This is a genomic window from Janthinobacterium sp. PSRC1-1, assembly GCF_049897525.1.
In the GTDB taxonomy this organism is placed as follows: Bacteria; Pseudomonadota; Gammaproteobacteria; order Burkholderiales; family Burkholderiaceae_D; genus Janthinobacterium; species Janthinobacterium tructae.
This window is the reverse complement of the sequence record NZ_JAFCWK010000003.1, coordinates 484,651-502,724: the sequence shown is the minus strand read 5'-3', so window position 1 is coordinate 502,724 and position 18,074 is coordinate 484,651. Positions and strand designations below refer to the sequence as shown.

At 61.9% G+C, this 18,074-nt stretch carries 15 protein-coding genes; 10 read left to right on the top strand and 5 right to left on the bottom strand.

What is annotated here, in order from left to right; genetic code table 11:
* The first annotated feature begins 9 nt into the window (after positions 1 to 9).
* The 3 genes from ACP7DW_RS08785 (at position 10) to ACP7DW_RS08775 (ending at position 4,722) form a co-directional block, all read left to right on the top strand.
* Complete coding sequence (locus ACP7DW_RS08785; RefSeq protein ID WP_426054508.1) at positions 10 to 795, top strand: competence/damage-inducible protein A; 786 nt, start codon at positions 10 to 12, stop codon at positions 793 to 795.
* A 370-nt stretch (positions 796 to 1,165) separates the two neighbouring features.
* Positions 1,166 to 4,282, top strand: coding sequence for a transglycosylase domain-containing protein (locus tag ACP7DW_RS08780; RefSeq protein ID WP_426054509.1), 3,117 nt, complete (start codon positions 1,166 to 1,168; stop codon positions 4,280 to 4,282).
* A 59-nt stretch (positions 4,283 to 4,341) separates the two neighbouring features.
* On the top strand, positions 4,342 to 4,722 hold the full coding sequence (locus tag ACP7DW_RS08775) for a hypothetical protein (RefSeq protein WP_426054510.1): 381 nt from the start codon (positions 4,342 to 4,344) through the stop codon (positions 4,720 to 4,722).
* On the opposite strand, the gene ACP7DW_RS08770 is transcribed toward ACP7DW_RS08775, so the two are convergent.
* On the bottom strand, positions 4,719 to 5,324 hold the full coding sequence (locus tag ACP7DW_RS08770) for a glutathione S-transferase family protein (protein ID WP_426054511.1): 606 nt from the start codon (positions 5,322 to 5,324) through the stop codon (positions 4,719 to 4,721). The genes ACP7DW_RS08775 and ACP7DW_RS08770 overlap by 4 nt on opposite strands.
* 131 nt (positions 5,325 to 5,455) lie before the next feature.
* Between ACP7DW_RS08770 and ACP7DW_RS08765 the strand changes: the two genes are divergently transcribed.
* Positions 5,456 to 6,799, top strand: coding sequence for a TAXI family TRAP transporter solute-binding subunit (locus ACP7DW_RS08765; protein ID WP_426054512.1), 1,344 nt, complete (start codon positions 5,456 to 5,458; stop codon positions 6,797 to 6,799).
* Here the strand turns inward: ACP7DW_RS08765 and ACP7DW_RS08760 are convergent.
* The 3 genes from ACP7DW_RS08760 to ACP7DW_RS08750 form a co-directional block, all read right to left on the bottom strand.
* Positions 6,791 to 7,075: a Fis family transcriptional regulator gene (locus ACP7DW_RS08760; RefSeq protein WP_298401489.1), complete on the bottom strand. Its 285-nt coding sequence runs from the start codon at positions 7,073 to 7,075 to the stop codon at positions 6,791 to 6,793. The two genes, ACP7DW_RS08765 and ACP7DW_RS08760, sit on opposite strands and share 9 nt — an antisense overlap.
* Positions 7,072 to 7,422, bottom strand: a complete 351-nt coding sequence (locus tag ACP7DW_RS08755) for a type II toxin-antitoxin system RelE/ParE family toxin (RefSeq protein WP_426054513.1) — start codon at positions 7,420 to 7,422, stop codon at positions 7,072 to 7,074. Before ACP7DW_RS08755 ends, ACP7DW_RS08760 begins: the two co-directional genes overlap by 4 nt.
* A gap of 157 nt (positions 7,423 to 7,579) precedes the next feature.
* The gene (locus tag ACP7DW_RS08750; protein ID WP_426054514.1) at positions 7,580 to 8,041 is read right to left on the bottom strand and encodes a rhodanese-like domain-containing protein; all 462 of its coding nucleotides are present in this window, start codon (positions 8,039 to 8,041) and stop codon (positions 7,580 to 7,582) included.
* A 384-nt stretch (positions 8,042 to 8,425) separates the two neighbouring features.
* On the opposite strand from ACP7DW_RS08750, the gene glnA reads away from it, so the two are divergent.
* The 6 genes from glnA to ACP7DW_RS08720 all read left to right on the top strand — a co-directional run bounded on the left by glnA (position 8,426) and on the right by ACP7DW_RS08720 (position 15,745).
* Complete coding sequence (gene glnA, locus ACP7DW_RS08745) at positions 8,426 to 9,841, top strand: type I glutamate--ammonia ligase (RefSeq protein ID WP_071079202.1); 1,416 nt, start codon at positions 8,426 to 8,428, stop codon at positions 9,839 to 9,841.
* Between the two features lie 145 nt (positions 9,842 to 9,986).
* The gene (locus tag ACP7DW_RS08740) at positions 9,987 to 10,496 is read left to right on the top strand and encodes a DUF4124 domain-containing protein (RefSeq protein ID WP_366523173.1); all 510 of its coding nucleotides are present in this window, start codon (positions 9,987 to 9,989) and stop codon (positions 10,494 to 10,496) included.
* A 5-nt stretch (positions 10,497 to 10,501) separates the two neighbouring features.
* Positions 10,502 to 11,590 (top strand): nitrogen regulation protein NR(II), encoded by a 1,089-nt coding sequence (gene glnL, locus ACP7DW_RS08735; protein ID WP_426054515.1) that lies wholly within the window; start codon positions 10,502 to 10,504, stop codon positions 11,588 to 11,590.
* Positions 11,591 to 11,638: 48 nt separating this feature from the next.
* Positions 11,639 to 13,129 (top strand): nitrogen regulation protein NR(I), encoded by a 1,491-nt coding sequence (gene ntrC / locus ACP7DW_RS08730; RefSeq protein WP_426054516.1) that lies wholly within the window; start codon positions 11,639 to 11,641, stop codon positions 13,127 to 13,129.
* Between the two features lie 142 nt (positions 13,130 to 13,271).
* The gene (corA, locus tag ACP7DW_RS08725; RefSeq protein WP_152253765.1) at positions 13,272 to 14,237 is read left to right on the top strand and encodes a magnesium/cobalt transporter CorA; all 966 of its coding nucleotides are present in this window, start codon (positions 13,272 to 13,274) and stop codon (positions 14,235 to 14,237) included.
* Positions 14,238 to 14,371: 134 nt separating this feature from the next.
* Positions 14,372 to 15,745, top strand: coding sequence for an ATP-binding protein (locus ACP7DW_RS08720; RefSeq protein ID WP_426054517.1), 1,374 nt, complete (start codon positions 14,372 to 14,374; stop codon positions 15,743 to 15,745).
* A gap of 15 nt (positions 15,746 to 15,760) precedes the next feature.
* Here ACP7DW_RS08720 and ACP7DW_RS08715 read toward each other — a convergent pair whose 3' ends face one another.
* The gene (locus tag ACP7DW_RS08715; protein WP_426054518.1) at positions 15,761 to 17,389 is read right to left on the bottom strand and encodes an NAD(P)/FAD-dependent oxidoreductase; all 1,629 of its coding nucleotides are present in this window, start codon (positions 17,387 to 17,389) and stop codon (positions 15,761 to 15,763) included.
* Between the last annotated feature and the right edge of the window lie 685 nt (positions 17,390 to 18,074).

Below are 18,074 nucleotides of genomic sequence, written 5' to 3'. Positions count from 1 at the left end.
GGAAGTTCCATGGCTATCGGATTGATCATCATCGGTGACGAAATCCTGTCAGGCAAGCGCACTGACCAGCATTTCCCGAAAGTAGTGAGCATGCTCAAGCAGCGTGGCTTGCAGCTGAGCTGGGCGGAATACGTGGGCGACGAACCGGCCCGCCTGGTCGCCTTGCTCAAGCGCAGTTTTGCCAGCGGCGACATCGTTTTCAGCTTTGGCGGCATCGGCGCCACGCCGGACGACCATACGCGCCAGGCGGCTGCCGATGCGCTGGGCTTGCCGCTGGTGCTGCATCCGCAAGGCAAGCTCAATATCGAGCAGCGCATCACGGAAATGGGAGTGGAAACGGGTGTGCCGGCCGACTTGAACTCGCCGGAAAACTTGCACCGCCTGAAAATGGCGGAATTTGTCGAAGGCGCCGAGCTGATTCCGAATCCGTACAACAAGATTGCCGGCTTTGCCGTGCGCGAACATTATTTCGTGCCGGGCTTTCCCGTCATGTCCTGGCCCATGATCGAATGGGTGCTCGACACGCATTACCCCCATTTGTTCAACCAGGTGCCGCATGCTGAACATGCCTTGCTCGTGTATGAAACGGCCGAATCCCTGCTGACGCCGCTGATGGTGCGTCTGGAAGCGGAGTTTCCGCTAATTAAGGTGTTCAGCCTGCCCAGCGTGGGCGATGCGCAGACGCGCCGGCATATCGAACTGGGCGTGAAGGGCGAACCCGCGCAGGCGGCGGCCGCCTTTGCGGACATGCGCGCCGCGCTCGATGCCCTGCAGGCGGAATACACCGCCATCTGAGCGGCTGCCAGCCCGGCGCCGGCGGCTTTTTCGCTGGCGTCCAGCCCGCCTTGCATTTATGTACGCAAGCGCAAGCGTACGTTCCAGGACGTTGTTTTTTTGCGAAAATCTTTGATGAAGCAAGATTTTTGTGTGCGCTCGCCAGTCGTTTTCATGCCGATGTGGTGGAATGGTGAACAGGAGCCTGGCGTGTCAAACGCGGGGTTGCCTGCCTGTGCAGCAGCGTGTTTTTTTGATTCACCGGTATGGACATCATGTTAAGCAAGCTCTGTAGTGACCGGCCCCGGCCGGCCCTCGTCTTATCCTGCGCGGAGCGGTATTGCTGCCGTATTTTTCGCGCCGTCCAAACCCAACCTTACCCCAGCATCCCATGACAGACACAGGCGTCAACCTGGCCGCGCAAGAGCGGCCTCCTTCTGATCCAGCTGCCGAGGCGCCGCCGCCGGCGAGCCCGCCGAAGAAGCGCCGTTCGCGCATCTGGCCGATCTTTGCCATCATCGTGCTGGCGCTGATCGCCGGCGTGGCGTGGTTCGTCATGCGCGAAGTGCGCACCTCAGCCCTGCAGGCCGAGTTTTTCACGCGCCTGGACCGCCAGCTGACGTTCAAGGTCGAGCCTGGCCCCGCGCCGGCGGGCGCCATCCGCTATCCGCAGCACGGCCCGTATGACGAGCGTCTCGGCTATGCGAGCCTGCCCGATTTTATTAGCAAGCTGAATGCGCGCGACTATGCCGTCACGGCGCAGGCGCGCATGTCGCCGAAGATGGTGGAGCTGGTCGACCGGGGCATCTTTGCCACGTATCACGAGAAAAACCGCGCCGGACTGACCATCCTCGATTGCCGCGCCGCGCCCCTGTTCGCGGCCAGCTATCCCGAGCGCATGTTCGACGGCTTTGCCGACGCGCCACCCGCGCTGGTGCAAAGCCTGCTGTTCATCGAAAACCGCGAATTGCTCGACCCGGGCACGCCCGAGCGTAACCCGGCCGTGGAATGGGACCGCCTGAGCAAGGCCGTCCTCGACAAGGCGCTGAACCTGTTCGGCGGCCACCGCGGTGGTGGCGGCAGCACCCTGGCCACGCAGATCGAAAAATACCGCCACTCGGAAGACGGCCGCACCAGTTCCATGCAGGATAAATTGCTGCAGATGATTTCGGCCAGCCTGCGCTCGTACCAGGATGGCGAAAACACCATGGAAGCGCGGCGCAAGATCGTCGTCAATTACCTCAATACCGTGCCGCTGTCGGCCAAGAGCGGCTTTGGCGAAGTCAACGGTATTGGCGACGGCATGTGGGTCTGGTATGGCCGGCCGTTTGCCGAGGTGAAAACTTTGCTCAAGGGTAATATGGACCAGCCGGACAGTGCGCTGGCCTACAAGCAGGCGCTGAGCTTGCTGATCGCGCAGCGCCGTCCTTCGCATTACCTGGTGGCCGGCGGCGCCGACCTGGAAGAATTGACCAACAGCCATCTGCGCCTGCTGGCGCAAGCGGGCGTGATTTCGCCGCAACTGCGCGATGCGGCCATCGCCGAGAAGCTGCGCCCGTCGTCGGCCTCGGGCGTGCAATCGGAAGCATCGACTTCGTTCGTCACGCGCAAGGCCTCGAATGCCGTGCGCAACCATTTGGCCAGCATGCTCGGCGACCCGCGCCTGTACAACCTCGACCGCCTGGACCTGAAAGTGGTCAGCACGCTCGACGCGCAGGCGCAGAACGCCGTTACCAAGGTCTTGCGCGAGCTGCGCGACCCGGAGGTGGCGAAAGCGGCCGGGCTGACGGGCAAGGGCATGCTGGGCAATGGCGACCCGGCCAACGTGGTCTACAGTTTTACCCTGCTGCAAAAGGGCGATCAAGCCAACTTGCTGCGCGTGCAAACGGACAATTTTGACCAGCCGCTCGACATTAACGAGGGCGCCAAGCTGGACTTGGGTTCCACGGCCAAGCTGCGCACCCTGGTCACGTATCTGGACATCATCGACCAGCTGCATCAGCGCTACAGCGGCATGGGCGCCGCCGAACTGAGTAAAATCGCCGTCGATCCGAAGGACATGCTGTCGCAGTGGGCAATTGCCTACTTGAAACCATTGCCGCTGGGCGAGGCGCGCAACTTGCCCGCCATGCTGGCGGCCGCCATGCAACGCCAGTATTCGGGCAATCCGGGTGAAGGCTTTTTCACGGGCGGCGGCTTGCACCATTTCGGCAACTTCTCCAAGCTTGACGACAGCCGCATCATGACGGTGCAGCAGGCGCTGCGCCAGTCGACCAACCTGGTGTTCGTGCGGCTGATGCGCGACGTGGCCCGCTACTACATGTTCTCGCGTCCCGATTCCTCGGCCTCCCTGCTGGCGGACGCGGACGATCCGCGCCGCGCCCAGTACCTGAGCCGTTTTGCCGACAAGGAAGGGCGCGAATTCCTGCAGCGCTTCTATCAGAAGTACCGCGGCAAGAGCGTCGACGAGCAGGAAAAGATTTTGTTGGCCAGCATCCGCCCGACCCCCGTGCGCCTGGCAAATATCTTCCGCACCATCAATCCGAAGGGCACGGTGGCGGAATTCGGCGATTTCCTCAACGCCAACTTGCCATCGCAAAATGAAGTGCCGCCCGAGCGCGTCGCCAAGCTGTACCAGCAGTACGCGATGGAAAACTGGTCCTTGGCCGACCGCGGTTATCTGGCCAATGTGCATCCGCTGGAACTGTGGATGGTGGCGTATCTGCGCCAGCATGAAGGCTCCACCCTGTCGCAGATGGTGGCGGCCAGCGAGAAGGAACGCCAGGAAGTCTACAAATGGCTGTTCAATACGCACCGCAAGCATGCGCAGGACCGCCGCATCGCCAACTTGCTGGAAGTGGAGGGATTCCTGGAAATTCACCGCCAATGGAAGAAGATGGGCTACCCGTTCGATTCGCTGGTGCCGTCGTATGCGACGACCCTGGGCGCGTCGGCCGACCGTCCCGCCGCGCTGGCCGAGTTGATGGGCATCATCATCAACGATGGCGTGCGCAAACCGAGCGTGCGTATCGATTCCATGCATTTCGCCGCCAATACGCCGTATGACACCATGGTCAAGCGGGGCACGAAGGTGGATGCGGAGCAAGTGCTGTCGCCGGACGTGGCGAAAGCCGTGGCCAAGGCCATCCGCGAAGTGGTGTCGGATGGCACGGCCAAGCGAGCCAAGACGGCGTTTGTCGGCGCCGACGGCGTGCCGATCCCGATGGGCGGCAAGACCGGCACGGGCGACCAGCGTTTCGACGTGTATGGCGCCGGTGGCCGCCTGATCGAGTCGCGCTATGTGAACCGTTCGGCCACGTTCGTGTTCAATATTGGCGAGCGCTTCTACGGCAGCATGACGGCGTATGTGCGCGGGCCGGAATCGAAAAACTACGATTTCACCAGCGCCTTGCCCGTGCAACTGCTGGTGTCGCTGGCGCCGAGCCTGATGCCGCTGATCGAGCCACCCGCGCCGGCCGAGGGCGTGGCCAAGCAGTGCACGAATTAAGGTATTGTTGCAGCTGAAAGCCGGCCTTCACGGGCCGGTTTTTTTTTGAGGGAATGCAATTGGACAAGACGCAGCAGATTTTTCAGCAATATCACCGCTTTGACGATGGCGCGCTCGTGTCCTTCGAGCAGCAGTATCAGCCCGGGGGCGTGCAGGCCGTGCGCATCGTCTTGTATGCAAGAAATCACGCGCTGGATGGCAATGTCTGGCGCCAGGTCGCCATCACGGTGGGCGCGGTGCGCGAAGTGCTGCTCAAGACGCCGGGCAACTTCATCAACCGCATCTGCTGCGGCGTGAAGTTGCTGCGTTTCGGCGACGTCTGGTGCGTCGACGTCGACGGCACGTATGTGCGTGACGACCCGGCGACCTTGGAGGAGGTGCGCCGCGATGGCGATTGCTACGTCATCGGCGGCACGGTCGAGGCAATCGAGCTCGATTAGCCGGCAAACACGGCGGTTTTATCTGCCAGGCGCGCGTGATACGCGGCGATGGCAGGGTAGTCGGAGCGTTGCATCGGCGCCATCAGCCAGCGCTTGACGGACAGTCCCAGCACGATATCGGCCAGGGTGAACTGTTCGCCGCACACATAGGCGCCCGTGCGCTGCAGCTGCTGTTCAAGGATACCCATCATCTTGTTCCATCCGGCAATGCCGGCCGCCAGCTGCGCCGCATCCTGGTGCGCGGGGCTGTGGCGCACCAGCGACAGGAAGGCGTAGCGCCAGCTGTTGTTGAGGTCGCCCATTTGCCAGTCCATCCATTTTTCCACTTCCGCGCGGGCGCGGGGTGTGCTTGGCAGCAAGTCGTCGCGGCCCGCCTGGGCGCACAGATAGCGGCAAATCGTGTTCGATTCCCACAGCACCAGGTCGCCGTCAATCAGCACGGGCACCATGGCGTTCGGATTCAGGGTCAGGAAGGCGGGGTCATCGGTACTGCGAAAGCCGCTGCCCCAGTCTTCGCGTTCGTACGGCAGGTCGAGTTCCTCGCACGTCCACAGGACCTTGCGGACATTGATCGAGGCGGCTTTTCCAAGAATTTTCAGCATGCGGGGCTCCATGGGGCAGGTGATCGATCTGCCACTGTAGCGGATTTGGCCGCGCGGCGCCGGTGAAAGTGCCTTGCATAGTTGCAGTTTTCTTGGCATCGTAGCCACCCATGAAACCTATGCGCCACCACATGTCCAAAATCCTCGCGTTCAGCCGCTTTTCCGTGCGCGATTTCCTCGCCACCGCCGGTCCCACCCTGCTGCTGGTCGGCGCGTTTTGCGCGCTCGCTTACTGGCTGGTCGACCCGGCGCCGCCGCGCCAGGTGAGCCTGTCGACGGGGCAGGACAATAGCGCGTATGAAGAATTCGGCAAGAAATACGCGGCCACCCTGGCCAGGCACGGCATCAAGGTGACCTTGCAGCCGTCGCTGGGCTCGCAGGAAAACCTGCAGCGCCTCAATAGCGGCAAAACGGATATCGCCTTCGTGCAAAGCGGCTCGACGGAGCACGCCGATGCCGAGCGCCATGGCCTCATATCCCTGGGCAGCCTGTTTACGGAACCCGTCTGGCTGTTCCTGCGCGACGACAAGGCGGTGACGGAACTGACGCAATTGAAGGGCATGAAGATCAACCTGGGACCGGAAGGCACGGGCGTGCCCAGCCTGTTCCGGCAGTTGCTGTCCGTGAATGGCGTGGAAGCGAACGAGTTGACCGTCAGCGACTTGCAGAACACGCCCGCCACAGTGGAGCTGCTGGAAGGGCGCATCGATGGTCTCGTGTTCAGCTCGGCGCCGGAAGCGCCGCTGATCCAGATGCTGCTGCAAACGCCGGGCATCAAGCTGTTTGATTTTTCGCAAGCGGAAGCGTACACGCGGCGCCTGCCTTTCCTCACGCATGTGGTCTTGCCACGCGGTATCGTCGACCTGGGGCGTAACATCCCCGCGCAGGATTACCACCTGATCGCACCGACCGCCACCCTGGTCGCGCGCGAAGACTTGCATCCGGCCCTGGTCGACCTGTTCGTGCAGGCGGCGGCCAGTATTCACGGCGGCACGGGCTGGTTCCAGCAACAGGGACAGTTCCCGTCCGCGCGCTACACGGAAATTCCCGTCGCGCCCGAAGCGCTGAAGTTCTACAAGGATGGCGCGCCCGTGCTGCAGCGCTATATGAGTTTCTGGCTGGCCAATTTCTTCGACCGCATGTGGGTGCTGGTGGTGGCGCTCGGTGCCTTGATATTGCCGCTGTCGCGCGTGGTGCCGCCACTGTACGTGTGGCGCATCCGCTCGCGCGTGTACCGCTGGTATGGCCAGCTGCGCACGGTGGAGCAGGCGCTGGAAGATGTGCCGCCAGAGCAGCGCGCGCAAGTGTATGCGGCGCAATTGATACGGCTCGACCAGATCGAGGAAATGGTCAACCAGATCTCGATTCCCCTGTCATTTGCCGACGGCCTGTACGGCTTGCGCAGCCACATCAATTTCGTGCGCAAGCGCATCTTGACCTTGATGGGAGAGCACCAGCCGGCGGAATCAAACTAAGGTGATCGACAGCTTGCGCCCGACCAGTGCGGCGGCGCGCTCCAGGGTGGACAGGGTCACATCGCTGCTGGGGTCGAGCAGGCGGTCGAGCTGCGAGCGGCTGGTCTGCAGCAGGGCCGCCATGCGCGTCTTCGACATCGCTTGTTCCTGCATCGCCTGCGTCAGTTGCCAGGCGATCACTTCCTTGATGGCGCGGGTTTGCGTGTGCTCGAAGATGCCTTCTTCCTTGAGGAAGTCGTCGAGACTGCTGCCGAGGTGGGGAGCGGTGGCGTTCATGTCAGTTCCTTGTGGCGTTTGCGGGCCAGCGCCAGGTCGTCGTCCGGCGTCGTCCGGGTTTTCTTGATAAAGCCATGCAGCGCCACCAGGCAATCGCCGTGATGGCAGATCAGCACGCGCGCGATGCGGTTGCCGGGCAAGCTGCTGCGCACCTCCGACAAGCCCTGCCCCAAGTGACGGCACAGGGGCATGCCGACCGGCCAGCGCCATTGCGCGTGCATCAAGTCTTGCCCGATCACATGACGCTCTTCGATGGGCAAGGATTTGAGCCAGTCGCGCACGGGTTCGCCGCCATTGCCGTTCGCATAGAACAGCAGGGTAATCTGCCGCAAGCCGGAAGCATCCATGACGCACCTCTACGTTGTACTATATAAGGTACATGTTCGCAAGGTAAATCTGCGCCACTCTTGAAAAAATCGGGCGCGCATGGATGGTTGTAGCCGATGGCGGGCCGCAGGGTGGCCCGCCAGATCAAACACGGTTCAGATAATCAAGCGGCCAGCGTCAGGCGCCCAGCCACGGCAGGCCCGCCTTGCACCAGCCGCTGATCTGCTTGCGGTGGCCGTCGGCATCCTTGTCGCCCTCAAACCCTTCGAGGATGTCGAAGCAGTTCACGTAGCCGTGCTCGGTTGCCAGCTTGGCCGCATGGCGCGACCGCACGCCGGAGCGACACAGGAACAGCAGCACCTCGTCTTTGCCGGCCTGGGCAGCCAGTTGCGCGAGGAAGTCGGGATTCGGTACGCCGCCCGGATACGTGGCCCATTGCACCGCACCATGCTGGGTATCGGCGATGTCGACCCGGCCGACCCAGTCGCGCTCGGCATTCGTGCGCACATCGATGAGCTTGACGGCGGCATCGCCTTGCAGCAAGGCATAGGCTTCCTGCGGTGTGACGGCGCCGGCATACGGCGTACCTTCATTGGCCCGGCTGCGGGCGGTGGTCAGGATGTCGGCGGCGGTAGTCATGGCGTCCTCGATGAAAGTGGGGTGGTGTGGTCGATTATAGTGCGTCGTCTGCGCCCCGCAAACGGGAAGTCACGCTGCACGACGCATGCACCACAAGAAGGCATTTTTTGGAAATGCGCATAAAATGCACGATAATGGTGCGTTATTCATTTTTTGCACTTGCATAGTGCATTATTGAATGACTCAAACTCAGCAGGAAAATCGCGGGCAGGAAAACTTTCACAGGGATGGCCGTCATTTTGTTGCCGGCGCCAGAGCGCTTCTGAAGCTGGCATGGAATCTGCTATGATCCTTATGAGTTTTGGTGGCACGCAATGTTTGCTTCGCTTCATCAGCCCAGACGCATTAAGGTCGGCTCACCCCACATTCATTTAGGAGATACGCATGGCAATGACAGCCGCAGAAGTCTTGAAGATGGTAGAAGAAAACGAAGTCAAATTCGTTGATTTCCGCTTTGCTGATACCCGTGGTAAAGAGCAGCACGTGACGGTTCCCGTGTCGCACTTCGACATGGACAAATTCGAGTCGGGCCACGCCTTTGACGGTTCTTCGATCGCTGGCTGGAAAGGCATCGAAGCGTCCGACATGATCTTGCTGCCGGATCCAAACACGGCCAATATCGACCCGTTCATGGAAGAAACGACCTTGTTCATGCAGTGCGACGTGATCGAACCGTCGGACGGCAAGGGCTACGACCGCGACCCGCGCTCGATCGCGAAACGCGCCGAAGCCTACCTGAAATCGTCGGGCATGGGAGACACCGCCTACTTCGGCCCTGAGCCAGAATTCTTCATCTTCGACAGCGTGCGCTGGAAGATCGACATGTCGGGCTGCTTCGTCAAGATCGGTTCGGACGAAGGTTCGTGGTCGACCGGCAAGGACATCGAAGGCGGCAACAGCGGCCACCGTCCTACCGTCAAGGGCGGCTACTTCCCCGTGCCACCAGTGGACAGCTTCCAGGACATGCGTTCGGAAATGTGCCTGATCCTGGAGTCCTTGGGCATCCCGGTTGAGGTACATCATCACGAAGTCGCCGGCGCCGGCCAGAATGAAATCGGTACCCGCTTCTCGACCCTGGTCGAGCGCGCCGACTGGACGCAAAACCTGAAATACGTGGTGTGGAACGTGGCGCACAGCTATGGCAAGACCGCCACCTTCATGCCGAAACCTATCGTTGGCGACAACGGTTCGGGCATGCACGTGCATCAATCCGTATGGAAAGATGGCAAAAACCTGTTCGCTGGCGACGGCTATGCCGGCCTGTCCGATTTCGCCCTGTACTACATCGGCGGCATCATCAAGCACGCCAAGGCACTGAACGCGATCACCAACCCGGGCACCAATTCGTACAAGCGTCTGGTACCAGGCTACGAAGCTCCAGTGAAACTGGCGTACTCGGCGAAAAACCGTTCCGCCTCGATCCGTATCCCGCACGTGGCCAATCCAAAAGGCCGCCGCGTGGAAGCGCGCTTCCCGGATCCACTGGCGAACCCGTACCTGTGCTTTGCCGCACTGCTGATGGCCGGCCTGGACGGCGTTGCCAACAAGATCCATCCGGGCGAAGCCGCCTCGAAAGATCTGTACCATCTGCCGCCAGAAGAAGACGCACTGATCCCTACCGTGTGCGCTTCGCTGGAAGAAGCACTGGAAGCCCTGGACAAGGACCGCGAGTTCCTGACCCGTGGCGGCGTGTTCAGCGATTCCATGATCGACGCTTACCTGGAACTGAAAATGCAGGACGTGCAGCGCATGCGCATGACCACGCATCCTGCCGAGTTCGACATGTACTACTCGCTGTAATGGCGCCATGCCGGCAACTTGCCGGTAGTGAATAAAAAACGCGGGTGAGGCGATGGTCTTGCCCGCGTTTTTTGTTATGGCGCCACTGGGCGGTGTTGTATAGTCGGCCCAGGAACGATGCGGCACGAGCCGACAGGAGTGAAGATTGACCAAGCATTACAGAATGGCGCTGATGGCAGGATTGCTGGGCGCGGCGGCGCAGGCGCACGGACAGTTGTATGTGTGCGCCGATGCGCAAGGACACAAGACGTACACGGACAAGCGGGCCGGCGCACATTGCCAGCTGCTCGATTTACCGGGCGCCATGACGGAGCCGCCACGCAAGACGGCGCCGCTGGCCGGTGCGCCTGCGCGGCCTGCCACGCAGGCGGTGGCCACGGCGGCGCCTGCCGCCGGCGCGTTTCCCAAGGTCGATGGCGCCGAGCAACGGGCGCGCGACCTGGACCGGCGCCAGATCCTGCAGGACGAATTGCGCAGCGAAGAGCAGAAACTGGCGGCCCAGCGCCTGGAATTCAACGAGGGCCAGCCTGAACGCCAGGGCAATGAACGCAACTATGCCAAGTATCAGGAAAGAGCGGCGCAGTTGAAAGAGAATCTCAACCGGACCCAGCAGAACGTCGAGGCCCTGAAACGCGAGATTGCGAATATTCGGTAAAGCACATGACAATAGACAACCATTCCAGCCGTCCCGCCCACCTGGCCGGCCTTGATTTGCTCGCTTCGGCTGTGATCCTGCTCGATGGCGACGGCCGCATCAGCTATGCCAACGCGGCCGCGGAAAACCTGCTGGAAAGCTCATTGAAGGCCTTGTCGCGGCAAAAGCTGACGGCGCTGTTCCTCAATCCCGAGGAGCTGGCCGGCATCTGCGCGCAGGCGCTTGAACACAAGTTTTCCGATTTGCGCCAGGACCTGAGCCTGGAACGCCTGGGGCGCGAGCCGCTGCGCGTGCACAGCATCGTCAGCGCGCTCGACGCGCCGCGCGACGGCGTGCTGATCGAGCTGCGCGAAAACGTGCAGCAATTAAAGCTCGACCGCGAGGAGCGCATCCTCGACCAGAGCCAGGTCAACAAGGAGCTGATCCGCAACCTGGCGCATGAAATCAAGAACCCGCTGGGCGGCATCCGTGGCGCGGCCCAGTTGCTGGAGCTGGAATTGCCGGCCCTGCATCTGAGCGAGCTGCGCGAATACACGCAAGTCATCATCAAGGAAGCGGACCGGCTGCAGACGCTGGTCGACCGCCTGCTGGCGCCGCACCGCCGCCCGCACATCGTGGGCGACGTGAATATCCACGAAGTGTGCGAGCGCGTGCGCAGCCTGATCCTGGCCGAGTTTCCCAGCGGCCTGACCATTTCGCGCGATTACGATGCGTCGATTCCCGAGTTTCGTGGCGACAAGGAGCAATTGATACAGACCGTGCTCAATATCGCGCACAACGCGGCGCAGGCGCTGGCTGAGCGCATCGAGGCGGGCGATGCGGAGCTCATTTTCAAGACGCGCGTGGCGCGCCAGGTGACCCTGGCCAAGGTCCGCTACAACCTGGCATTAGACTTGCATATCATTGACAATGGACCGGGCATCGCACCCCAGATCCGTGACCGGATTTTCTACCCGCTGGTGTCGGGCAGGGAGGGCGGCAGCGGGCTGGGACTGACCTTAGCGCAAACCTTCGTGCAACAGCACCTGGGCGTGATCGAGTGCGAAAGCCGGCCTGGATACACCGATTTCAGGATCGTTCTCCCCTTGCCATAAGCGAGGAAGTATCCCACCCATGAAATCCATTGCGGGACGCACACACTAATGAAGCCAATCTGGATAGTTGACGACGACGAATCAATCCGCTGGGTGCTGGAAAAAGCCCTGGCGCGGGAAAACCTCGCCACCAAGAGTTTTGCCAATGCGCGCGACGCCATCGCGGCACTGGAATTTGACACGCCGCAAGTGCTCGTGTCCGATATCCGCATGCCGGGCGCCTCCGGCCTGGAATTGCTGCAGACGGTCAAGTCGCGCTTTCCCGGCTTGCCGGTCATCATCATCACGGCCTTTTCCGACCTCGATTCGGCCGTCGCGGCCTTCCAGGGCGGCGCCTTCGAATACCTGGCCAAGCCGTTTGACATCGACAAGGCTGTCGAGCTGATCCGCCGCGCGCTGGAAGAGAGCCTGCGCGAGACCAGCGTCGAATCGGGTCCGTCGGAAACGCCGGAAATCCTCGGCCAGGCGCCGGCGATGCAGGAAGTGTTCCGCGCCATCGGCCGTCTGTCGCAATCGAATGTGACGGTGCTCATCACGGGCGAATCGGGTTCCGGCAAGGAACTCGTGGCGCGTGCGCTGCACAAGCACAGTCCGCGCGCGGCGCAGCCCTTCATTGCCCTCAATACGGCGGCGATTCCGAAGGATTTGCTGGAGTCCGAATTGTTCGGCCATGAACGCGGGGCATTTACGGGCGCGCAGACGACGCGCCGGGGCCGTTTCGAGCAAGCCGAGAACGGCACTTTGTTCCTTGATGAAATCGGCGACATGCCGTTCGACTTGCAGACGCGCTTGCTGCGCGTGCTGTCCGATGGCCATTTCTATCGCGTCGGCGGGCACCAGCCCATGAAGGCCAACGTGCGCGTCATTACGGCCACGCACCAGAACCTCGAGCAGCGCGTGCGCGACGGCCTGTTCCGTGAAGACTTGTATCACCGCCTGAACGTGATTCGCCTGCGCCTGCCCAGTTTGCGGGAGCGGCGCGAGGATATCCCCATCCTGGTGCGCCACTTCCTGGTGCAAAGCGCGCGCCAGCTGGGCGTGGAAGCCAAGCGCATGAGCGAACCGACGATGCAATTTCTCAGCGGCCTCGATTTGCCCGGCAATGTGCGTCAGCTGGAAAACCTGTGCAACTGGATCACCGTGATGGCGCCGGGCCAGACGGTGGAAATCAAGGACTTGCCGCTGGAATTGACGCAGGGGCAGGGCGATGGCGCGCCCACTGCTGCGGCGGGCGAGGCGGTACCGCCGGCCGTGGCCCATCCGCATGGCGGCCAGGTCTTCGAAGCGGCGGCGCCCGCCAATGGCGCGCCGCCGGGCTGGATCGGCCTGCTGGAATTACAGGCGGCCGGCATGCTGGGCGCCGGGCAGCAGGAAGTCATGGCCGTGCTGGGGCGGCAATTCGAGTCGGCCCTGATCAAGACGGCGCTCAAGCATACGCACGGGCGCAAGAACGACGCCGCCGTGCGCCTGGGCATCGGCCGCAACACCATCACCCGCAAGATCTCCGAACTGGGCATCGACGGCGCCAAGGACGATTGATCTATCTGCCGGACGGGACGTCTGTCCCGTCCGCGTTCCCTCCCGGTGTTTCTTGCACGCCACAACACCCACAGCAGGCGATAAGGTAAGCTGGCGCCTGCCGGACTGTTTCGTCCGGTCTTAACTTTCATTGTGGAACTGTATGCTGATTAACTGCGTGGCCTATCAGGATGGCAAAAAACTGGCCGACTTGCCGATTGACGATATCAGCGATTACGTCGAGCGCCCCGACTGCTTCGTCTGGGTAGCCCTGCTCGACGCCACGCCGGCCGAGCTGAAACAGATGCAGCACGAGTTTTGCCTGCATGAACTGGCCGTCGAGGATGCGCAGCGTGGCCACCAGCGTCCGAAGATCGAGGAATATGGCGATTCCCTGTTTGCCGTGGTGAAAACCGTGGAAATGGTCGAGAACGAACTGGTGCTGGGCGAAGTCGATATTTTCGTCGGCGCCAATTACGTGCTCTCGTCACGCAGCAACAGCTCGCAAGGTTTTCTCGGCGTGCGCGCGCGCGCCGAGCGCGAACCACACTTGCTGCGCCAGGGCTCGGCCTTCGTGCTGTACGCGCTGATGGACGCCGTCGTCGACCGTTACTTTCCCGTGCTCGACGCGCTCGAATCGGAACTGGAACTGATCGAGGACCGCATCTTCGACCGTGGCACTGAGCGCGACAATATCGAACGGCTGTATCAATTGAAACGCAAGGTCATGGTCTTGCGCCACGTGGTGGCGCCCCTGATGGAAGCGGTGGGCAAGCTGCACGGCGGGCGTGTGCCGCCGCTGTGCCACGATACCCAGGAGTATTTCCGCGATGTGCACGACCACCTGGCGCGCATCAACGGCACGCTCGACACCATCCGCGACACCATCAGCACGGCCATCCAGGTGAATTTGTCGATGGTGGCCATCGATGAGAGCGAAGTGAACAAGCAGTTGGCGGCCTGGGCGGCTATTTTCGCCGTATTTACCGCGTTTGCCGGCGTGTGGGGCATGAACTTCAAGTTCATGCCGGAGCTGGACTGGCAATACGGCTATCCCGTGGCCGTGGGACTGATGAGTTGTGTCTGCGGTTATATGTATTACTTGTTCAAGCGTTCCGGCTGGCTATAAAAAATTCCTGCGTATCTGTATTATTAAACAATAGCCAGGGGTACAATCGCGGCAGGTCCGCTCGGGCGGGCCATGGCTGAGGGTTGCCACGCCGGCAGGTTGGCTGGCGCTTCCAATGCTGCGCAGGAGCATTCATGAGTATTCCGTTGTTTGATGTGAATTCGCAAGAACCCCTGTTCGATCCCGAGCAGCGACGCACCCTGGCGGAAGCGGCCCTGCGCTCGATTACCGCCTCGACGGCGCACGCCCGTGGCGACGACTTCCTGCGCATCCTCGTCAAGGATCTGGCCGAAGCGCTCGACGTGCACTATGTGATCGCCGGGCGCCTGGTGCGCCTGGACGATGGCAGCGAAGGCATCCGCACGCTGGCCCTGTGGGGCGGCGACGGCTACCAGCCGAATATCGAATACAGCCTGCAGCACACGCCCTGCCAGGACGTGACGTGCCAAAGCATGTGTTTTCATGGCAGCGATATCCAGCGTCGCTTTCCATTCGATAGCCTGCTGGTCGACATGCAGGCGGAAAGCTATGTCGGCATGCCGCTGATCGATACCGAAGGCAAGACCCTGGGCATCCTGTCAGCCATCGACACGCGTCCCATCGATGAAAACAAGCGTTTGCTGGCCTTGCTGCTGCTGTCGATCTTCTCGGCCCGCGGCGCGGCCGAGCTGCAGCACCAGGAGCGCACCCAGCAGCTGGAAGAAATCGTGCGCGTGCGCACCGAATCGCTGCTGGCGGCGCAAGCGAACCTGATCGAGCAGGAACAGATGGCGGCCCTCGGCTCGCTGGTGGCCGGTGTCTCGCATGAAGTCAACACGCCCATCGGCGTGGCGCTGACGGCCGCGTCGAGCATGGGCAGCTATGCCGACCAGCTGGTGCAACTGCTGGGCGGTGCCAAGGTCAGCCGTGCCGAATTGATCGACATTGCCGAATCGCTCAAAGGCGCGGCGGCCTTGATCGAGCGCAACCTGGCGCGCGCGGCCGACCTGATCGGCAATTTCAAGCAGCTGGCCGTGGACCAGGTCAGCGAATACGTGGCCGACCTGGCGCTGCACGACTATGTGCACGGCCTGGTATCGGCGCACAGTCCGGAACTGCGCAAGGCGGCGCTGGGCGTGGAACTCGATATCGCGCCCGATTGCCAGGTGCGCCTGGCGGCCGGGAAATTGTCGCAAATCCTCTCGAACCTGCTGATGAACAGCGCCCGCCACGGCTATCCGCAGGGCGGGCCGGGGCGCATCACGATACGCGCGCGCATCGAGGCCGATGCGGATGACGCGGCCTTGCGCTGGCTGCTGCTGGAGTTTTCCGACGATGGCGTCGGCCTGGCGCCCGCCGTGCGCGAGCATATGTTTGAACCGTTCTTCACCACCAAGCGGGGCCAGGGCGGCTCCGGCCTGGGCATGCACATCGTCTACACCATCGTGCAGCAACTGGGCGGCCAGGTGTGCGCCATCGATTGCACGCCCGGCTGTCACATACAGATCAGACTGCCGCTGGCAGCCTGATCTGCTGTACCGGCCTCAGGCGGCTGCCATCGACAGCGCCACCGCCTCTGCCACCTTGATGCCATCGACGGCCGCCGACAGGATGCCGCCCGCATAGCCGGCGCCTTCGCCGGCCGGGAACAGGCCCCGCGTGTTCAGGCTTTGCAGGTTGTCGTCGCGGCGCTTGATGCGGATCGGCGAGGAAGTGCGCGTTTCCACGCCCGTCAGCACGGCGTCGGCCTTGTAGTAGCCCTTGATCTGCTTGTTGAATGCCGGGAACGCTTCACGCAGGGCCGTGATCGCGTACTCGGGCAGGGCCGGCGCCAGATCCGTCAAGTGCACGGCCGGCTTGTACGAAGGAATCACACTGCCGAACTCCGTCGAGGCGCGGCCCGCCACGAAATCGCCGACCAATTGGCCAGGCGCATCGTAGTTGCCGCCGCCGAGGGCGAACGCGCGCTCTTCCAGGTCGCGCTGCAGCGCGATGCCGGCCAGCGGGTCGCCCGGATAGTCGGCTGGCGTGATGCCGACGACGATGGCGCTGTTGGCGTTGCGCTCGTTGCGCGAGTACTGGCTCATGCCGTTCGTCACCAGGCGGCCTGGCTCCGAGGCGGCAGCCACCACCGTGCCGCCCGGGCACATGCAGAAGCTGTAGACGGAGCGGCCATTGCTGGCGTGGTGCACCAGCTTGTAGTCGGCCGCACCCAGAATCGGGTGGCCGGCGCTGGGGCCGAAGCGGCAGTTGTCGATCAACGATTGCGGGTGTTCCACGCGGAAACCGATCGAGAACGGCTTGGCTTCGATGTACACGCCGCGGCGGTGCAGCATCTCGAAGGTGTCGCGCGCGCTGTGGCCGATGGCCAGCACCACGTGGTTGCTGGCGATGGTCTCGCCATTGTCCAGCACCACGCCGCGTACCTGGCCGCCGTCGGCGCCGGGCACGATGTCGAGATCGACCACTTTGCTGCTGAAGCGGTATTCGCCGCCCAGTTGTTCGATATTGGCGCGCATTTCTTCCACCATCTTGACCAGGCGGAAGGTGCCGATGTGCGGCTTGCTCACATACATGATTTCCTCGGGCGCGCCGGCCTTGACGAATTCCGTCAATACCTTGCGGCCGTAGTGCTTGGGATCCTTGATCTGGCTGTACAGCTTGCCGTCCGAGAAGGTGCCGGCGCCGCCTTCGCCGAACTGCACGTTCGATTCCGGGTTCAGTTCGCGCTTGCGCCAGAAGCCGAAGGTGTCGACCGTGCGTTCGCGCACCTGCTTGCCGCGTTCCAGGATGAGGGGGCGCAAGCCCATCTGCGCCAGGATCAGCGCCACGAACAGGCCGCAGGGGCCCGTGCCGATGACGATGGGGCGCGGCTGATTGCTGTGGCCGGCCAGCTGTTCGCCGCCAGCGACGAATTTGTAGTCGGTGTCGGGCGCCGGCATCAGGTGGATATCGTGGCTCAGGCGCGCCAGCACGGCCGTTTCATTCTTGACGTCCACATGCAGCGAGTAAATCAACACCACGGCGCTGCGCTTGCGCGCGTCATAGCTGCGCTTGAAGACAGTAAAGCCGAGCAGCTCGTCCGCGGCAATGCCGAGGCGCGCCAGGATGGCGGCAGGCAGGGCTGCATCGTCGTGTTCGAGGGGGAGTTTTACTTCGTTGAGTCGCAACATAATATCTGTCTATATAAATGGCCGGGCTCCGTATCTAGCGGAGAGTCTGTGAGGCAGCGCATGCGCGCTGCCACAAGGCGCTATTTTACCTGCAGTACGGCTTGTCGTTGGGAGGACGCGGTTGGTCTCGCGACTGTGCGCAGGGACGGTACCCGGTGCGGCCTGGGCGGTGCAGCAGGAACAAGATGGACGCTGTGTGTCGTTGCCGGACAGTATTTATCTATTCAGCTACATAGCGATAGCAGCTTATCGGCCAATTCAAATGAATTAAATGGCGCGAATATGCAATTGTGTAATGTCAGAGCTAATTGAAGATGGCAAGCAGAGGGGGGAGGGCAGGGTGTCGGATGAAATTTTCCTGAATATCCGCAGATGCATTTTCGGGAAATGGAAAAGGGTTCAGGTATTTTTTTTAAATTTTCATGTGCGTAAATACATGCATCCAATAATCACGCATGCTGCATTGCAGCGACGCTATTTCTTTGAAAGTAGGATAGTAATGTAGAACAAAAAATTGGCTTTTGATAGGATTAGTTCATTTTTGTTGTATTTCCCCAACGCCTAAGTTTCTGCCGCTGGCGCCAGCGGATGTGGCCATGTTTTCGCCTGCTGGAGAAGCACAGGACTGGTGGTTCTGCGGTGTGCCAGTTTGGTGCGCAAGGAGTGTCTTGGCGGCGCGATAGCC